A 5147-nucleotide genomic window follows, 5' to 3' on the forward strand; every position below is an offset into this window, starting at 1 on the left:
GCCGCCGAAGCGAAGCGAGAGTATTGGCTCGCCGAGGCTGACGCCACCGCCGCGATCTGGGGTGGCGCAACTGGAAACGGAGAAAAAGAATGATGAATCGCAGGCAATTGATGGGTGCGGGCATCGGGGCAGGGGCAGCGGCCTTGACCGTCAACATGGGCCAGGCGGAAACGCGGTTTCGCGATCTGCCCGAAGCGGCTCGTACCGACAGTCCCTATACGCAGGTGCCGCCGCGACCGACGTCCGGGATCGAATACAACCCGATCGTCACGCTGAATGGCTGGTCACTGCCCTATCGGATGAACGGCAACGTCAAAGAATTTCACCTCGTCGCGGAGCCGGTTGAACGGGTCATGGCCGATGGGATGATTGCGCGCCTGTGGGGCTATAACGGCCAGTCCACTGGTCCAACGATCGAGGCCATCGAGGGCGAGCGGGTCCGCATCTATGTGACAAACCGCCTGCCCGAACACACGTCCGTACACTGGCACGGCATGATCCTGCCTTCCGGGATGGACGGCGTGTCCGGTCTCAGCCATCCCGGCATCCCTTCGGGCAAGACGTTCGTGTACGAGTTCGATCTCGTGAAATCCGGGACCTTCATGTACCATCCTCATGCCGATGAGATGGTCCAGATGGCCATGGGCATGATGGGGCTGTTCATCGTGCATCCGCGTGACCCGGCCTTCATGCCAGTGGATCGTGATTTCGGGATTTTGTTGGCCGCCTATGACATCGACCCCGGGACCTATATCCCGCGCGTTGCCGAGATGACGAACTTCAACCTGTGGACCTTCAACAGCCGCATTTTCCCGGACATTGACCCGCTTGTCGCCAGCAAAGGCGACCGTGTCCGGGTGCGTGTCGGCAATCTGACAATGACCAATCACCCCATCCACATGCACGGCTATGATTTCGAGGTGACCTGCACGGATGGAGGATGGGTCCGGCCGGAGGCCCGCTGGCCTGAGGTCAGCATCGATATACCTGTAGGCGCGATGCGTGCCTACGAATTCGATGCCGTTCATGAAGGGGACTGGGCGTTCCACTGCCACAAGTCACACCACACCATGAACGCCATGGGTCACGAACTGCCCACGATCATCGGTGCCAACAAGACCCGCGTCACCGACATGGTTCGCCGGCACCAGCCCGGATACATGTCGATGGGAACAGCAGGTATGGGTGACATGGGCGAGATGTCCATGGAAATTCCCGAAAACACCATTCCGATGATGGCAGGCTGGGGTCCGCATGGTCCGCTGGAGATGGGCGGCATGTTCTCTGTCATGAAGGTCCGCGAAGGCATCGCCCCTGACGATTATTCCGATCCGGGCTGGTTCGAGAACCCCCCCGGTACGCAGGCATGGGAGTGGACGGGCGAGTTGCCCGAACATGCTAGCAACTACAGCCCCGAGACCATCCTGACGCCGCGCGGCGGCAGGCGATTGGGCTGAACTGACCCTATCGAGCAACATAAAGGAAAAGCGATGAAATCGTTGATGCTGGTTACTGTTCTTGCCCTTTCCCCTTCTGTCACTCTGGCGGCGGGAACCCATGCGGGTGGCCATGATGAATACGCCATGGGCGCGCCTGCAGATGCCTCTGACGGTGACATGAAGACCATCGAAGTCACCATGCGGGAAACCGACGAGGGCACGATGATCTTTGAGCCTGCGGAGCTGTCGTTCGTGTCCGGTGAAACCGTCCGTCTTGTCATCACCAACGATGGCGAGCTGGAACATGAGTTCGTCATGGATACCGTCGAGGCCAATGCCAAGCACAAGGAGCTGATGGCGCGGTTCCCCGAGATGGAACATGACGATCCGAATGCGGTCCGTCTTCAGCCCGGCGAGACCGGCGAGATCCTTTGGACCTTCGAGAACGCCGGCGAATACGAATTCGCCTGCCTGATGCTGGGCCACTACGAGTCCGGCATGCACGGCCCCCTGAACGTCACCGAATCCTGAACCGTGAGGACCTGACCATGAAATTGATCCATTTGACCGCTGCGGCGTTGATCCTGACGTCGGGCGCCGCACTGGCCGACACCCACATCACCAAGGGGACGGTCACCAAGATTGACACCCAGTGGAGCAAGGTGACGGTCGACCATGAGGAGCTGAAGAACCTGGATATGCCGGCCATGAAGATGGTCTTCCAAGTCGCAGAGCCGGAAATGCTCGATGATCTGAGCGAAGGGCAGAACATCCGTTTTGCCGTCGACCGGGTGAAGGGAAAGCTGACCATCACTGAAATTCTGGAATGATCCGGAAAATCGAACATCGGAGAATGAAAATGATCTCTTTCAAAGCTCTTATCATTGCGGCTGTCGCCTCGAGCAGCCTTGCGTCGCCGCTTTTTGCTCAGGACACTGAATTCCAGATGCCTGAGCAATGCGCCATGGCCTCACCTGCAAACGACATGCCCGCCAGCGATATGCCGCCTGCCGGAATGCCCGCAGGCGATATGCCCGCTGCTGGAATGCACGGCTCGTCAATGGGGCATGGCAGCCAATCCGGCGGCATGGGCGCCATGATGGGCATGGGTGGCATGGATATGGAAACCATGCCAGAGCATGTTCAGGAAAACATGCGCCGCATGATGGTCACGATGCCCGCCATGCACGACGGCATGATGAACGAGAATGCCGACGTGGCTTTTGCTTGCGGTATGATTGCCCACCACCAGGGTGCCATCGACATGGCGGAGGTGCTTCTTGAACATGGCGAGGACGAGCAGATGCGAACCCTGGCGCAAGAGATCATCGACGCACAGGTCGGCGAGATCGAGCAGATGACCACTTGGCTGGCTGAAAACGCCAACTGAGCCCGCTATGAGCCGCGCGGCGTCGCTCGCGCGGCTTTCTTCTCCATCTATCAGCGATCAGCGCGTTGTCCTGGATATGACTGATCGCACTCCAACACGGTAGAAAATCCGCTACGTCCCTTGACCTTGCCATGATGGGAAGCCCCATATCTGTCCCGAACACACGACGGAGCAACAGTCATGAATATCGGAGAGGCCTCCACCCAGTCCGGCGTCACGGCAAAGATGATCCGGTATTACGAGCAGATCGGACTGATCCCGCGGGCAGAGCGGACACCGGCAGGGTATCGGGATTATGCGGATGCTGACGTCCATATGCTCCGGTTCATTGCGCGCGCGCGGGATCTGGGCTTCTCGATCGCAGGGATCACCGAGTTGCTGGACCTGTGGCGAAACAAGGACCGGCGCAGCGCGGATGTAAAAGCCTTGGCGCAGGCGAGGGCCGAGGATCTTCGCCAGAAAATTGCCCATCTCCAGGACATGGCCGGCACGCTGGAGGAGCTGGCCCGAACCTGTGCCGGAAACGAGCGTCCGGATTGTCCCATCCTGCAGGAGTTGGCCGTGCAGACAGCCCCGGCGCAAGGCAACCGCAAGTATCGCAACAAAGACAGTACCTCTATCCAGGAAAGGATCAGATCGTAATTAACAGGCGCATTTTCATCGGAACACTGGCAGCGGTTCTTGCCCCGTCAGGTGTTGTGCTGGGCGCATCACCCGCGTCGGAAAAAACCCTCATCTCGGTCGTCCGCTCTCCAGATTGCGGCTGCTGTGGCGCATGGATCGATCACCTGCGGGAAAGCGGGTTCACGGTCGAGGAAACCCTTTCGGATGATGTCGATGCCTTCAAGGATCAGCATGCCGTGCCCCAGCCTCTCAGGTCCTGCCACACCGCTCTTGTCGAGGGCTATGTGATCGAAGGTCATGTTCCGGCAGACGCGATCCACGCCCTGCTGGATCAAAGGCCCGATGCCCTTGGCCTGGCGGTTCCGGGAATGCCGATCGGCTCGCCCGGCATGGAGATGGGCGATCAAAGCGAGCCGTTCGAGGTCATTCTCTGGACCGGCACCGGCACAAACGTCTTTGCAAGATATTGAGGACATCCAATGGCAAACGCAGCGTCTAGAGCCGCCACCCTCCACAGAATGGTCATGACGAAGCATATGTGCCCCTACGGGCTCAAATCGCTCGACTTGCTCAAGCGTGAAGGCTACCGCGTCGAGGACCGCCACCTGACGACCCGCTCCGAGGTCGATGCCTTCAAGGAGCAACATGGCGTCCAAACCACTCCGCAGACCTTCATCGGTGGCCAGCGGATCGGGGGCTACGACGATCTGCGGCGGCATTTCGGCAAGACCGTGCCTTACAAGAGTGCGACGACCTATCGGCCGGTGATCGCTTTGTTCGCCATGGCCGCCGCGATGGCTTTGGCCACCAGTTGGGCCGCGTTCGGGCAGCTGATCACCGTTGCCGCAGCGGAATGGTTCGTGGCCTTCGCCATGTGCCTGCTGGCCTTGCAGAAGCTGAAGGACGTGGAAAGCTTTGCCACGATGTTCCTGAACTATGACCTGCTGGCGCAGAGATGGGTCCGTTACGGCTATGTCTATCCCTTTGCCGAGGGGCTGGCAGGGGTGTTGATGGTTGCGGGGGCATTGATGTGGCTGTCGATCCCGGTGGCGCTGTTCATCGGAACGATCGGCGCGGTGTCGGTCTGGAAGGCGGTGTATATCGACAAGCGCGACATCAAATGCGCCTGCGTCGGCGGCGACAGCAACGTGCCCCTGGGCTTCGTGTCGCTGACCGAGAACCTGATGATGATCGCCATGGCGATCTGGATGCTGGTGAAGGTCACCCTGCTGGGACACTAGCGCGAATGCGCTGCCTTGCCTTCACGGACCCACCGGCCAGCGCCTGTGCAGGTCGTCGATCACCAAGAGGTGGTGATGCTGCCCAGTTCCGCCAAGTTCACGCAGATGCGGATGATCCGCCGGCAGGCCCGGATGATCATGCGCAACATCCGTCGGATCACCCGCAGGCCACAGACGCCACGCCAAGGCCAGCCCGATCAGGCCGATGATCGCCATGGCAGCAAATGCGGCTGTCATGCCTGCGCGGGCGCCTAGATATCCGGCCAGGGGATAGCAGATCAGCCAGCAGGCATGAGACAGCGCGAACTGAGCGGCAAAGATCGCAGGACGGTCCTCCGGATGGGCCGAGCGGCGCAGCAACCGGCCCGCTGGCGTCTGCGCGACAGAATAGCCGAAGCCCAGGATCAGCCACAGGACCAGCAGCGCGCCATAACTGCCTACGACCATCCCGGA

The 5147-nt window shown here is 60.2% G+C and carries 8 protein-coding genes; 7 read left to right on the forward strand and 1 reads right to left on the reverse strand.

Features of this window, described 5'->3' with window-relative positions:
* The first annotated feature begins 89 nt into the window (after positions 1-89).
* The 7 genes from FA740_RS19075 (at position 90) to FA740_RS19100 (ending at position 4694) form a co-directional block, all read left to right on the forward strand.
* Positions 90-1457, forward strand: a complete 1368-nt coding sequence (locus tag FA740_RS19075; protein ID WP_136858377.1) for a multicopper oxidase family protein — start codon at positions 90-92, stop codon at positions 1455-1457.
* Positions 1458-1490: 33 nt separating this feature from the next.
* Positions 1491-1970, forward strand: a complete 480-nt coding sequence (locus tag FA740_RS19845) for a cupredoxin domain-containing protein (RefSeq protein WP_169306386.1) — start codon at positions 1491-1493, stop codon at positions 1968-1970.
* A gap of 17 nt (positions 1971-1987) precedes the next feature.
* Complete coding sequence (locus FA740_RS19850; RefSeq protein ID WP_211243760.1) at positions 1988-2269, forward strand: copper-binding protein; 282 nt, start codon at positions 1988-1990, stop codon at positions 2267-2269.
* Entirely contained in the window at positions 2266-2829 is a 564-nt protein-coding gene (gene copM, locus FA740_RS20395; RefSeq protein ID WP_277355216.1) for a CopM family metallochaperone, read from the forward strand. The genes FA740_RS19850 and copM overlap by 4 nt, the downstream gene beginning before the upstream one ends.
* Positions 2830-3009: 180 nt before the next feature.
* Positions 3010-3471, forward strand: a complete 462-nt coding sequence (gene cueR / locus FA740_RS19090; protein ID WP_136858378.1) for a Cu(I)-responsive transcriptional regulator — start codon at positions 3010-3012, stop codon at positions 3469-3471.
* Positions 3472-3527: 56 nt separating this feature from the next.
* Positions 3528-3923 carry a DUF411 domain-containing protein gene (locus FA740_RS19095; RefSeq protein ID WP_246053745.1) on the forward strand — a complete coding sequence of 132 codons (396 nt, stop codon included), beginning with the start codon at positions 3528-3530 and terminating at the stop codon, positions 3921-3923.
* Positions 3924-3971: 48 nt separating this feature from the next.
* Entirely contained in the window at positions 3972-4694 is a 723-nt protein-coding gene (locus FA740_RS19100; RefSeq protein WP_246053746.1) for a glutaredoxin family protein, read from the forward strand.
* 21 nt (positions 4695-4715) lie between these two features.
* Here the strand turns inward: FA740_RS19100 and FA740_RS19105 are convergent.
* Positions 4716-5147 (reverse strand): MFS transporter (locus FA740_RS19105; protein WP_136858380.1); only part of this gene is annotated, 432 nt, incomplete at its 5' end.

The organism is Paracoccus hibiscisoli (genome assembly GCF_005048265.1).
Classification (GTDB): Bacteria; Pseudomonadota; Alphaproteobacteria; order Rhodobacterales; family Rhodobacteraceae; genus Paracoccus; species Paracoccus hibiscisoli.

Coding starts and splice junctions, on each gene's coding strand:
- FA740_RS19075 (WP_136858377.1), top strand. CDS start 90: ATGATGAATCGCAGGCAATTGATGGGTGCGGGCATCGGGGCAGGGGCA.
- FA740_RS19845 (WP_169306386.1), top strand. CDS start 1,491: ATGAAATCGTTGATGCTGGTTACTGTTCTTGCCCTTTCCCCTTCTGTC.
- FA740_RS19850 (WP_211243760.1), top strand. CDS start 1,988: ATGAAATTGATCCATTTGACCGCTGCGGCGTTGATCCTGACGTCGGGC.
- copM (WP_277355216.1), top strand. CDS start 2,266: ATGATCCGGAAAATCGAACATCGGAGAATGAAAATGATCTCTTTCAAA.
- cueR (WP_136858378.1), top strand. CDS start 3,010: ATGAATATCGGAGAGGCCTCCACCCAGTCCGGCGTCACGGCAAAGATG.
- FA740_RS19100 (WP_246053746.1), top strand. CDS start 3,972: ATGGTCATGACGAAGCATATGTGCCCCTACGGGCTCAAATCGCTCGAC.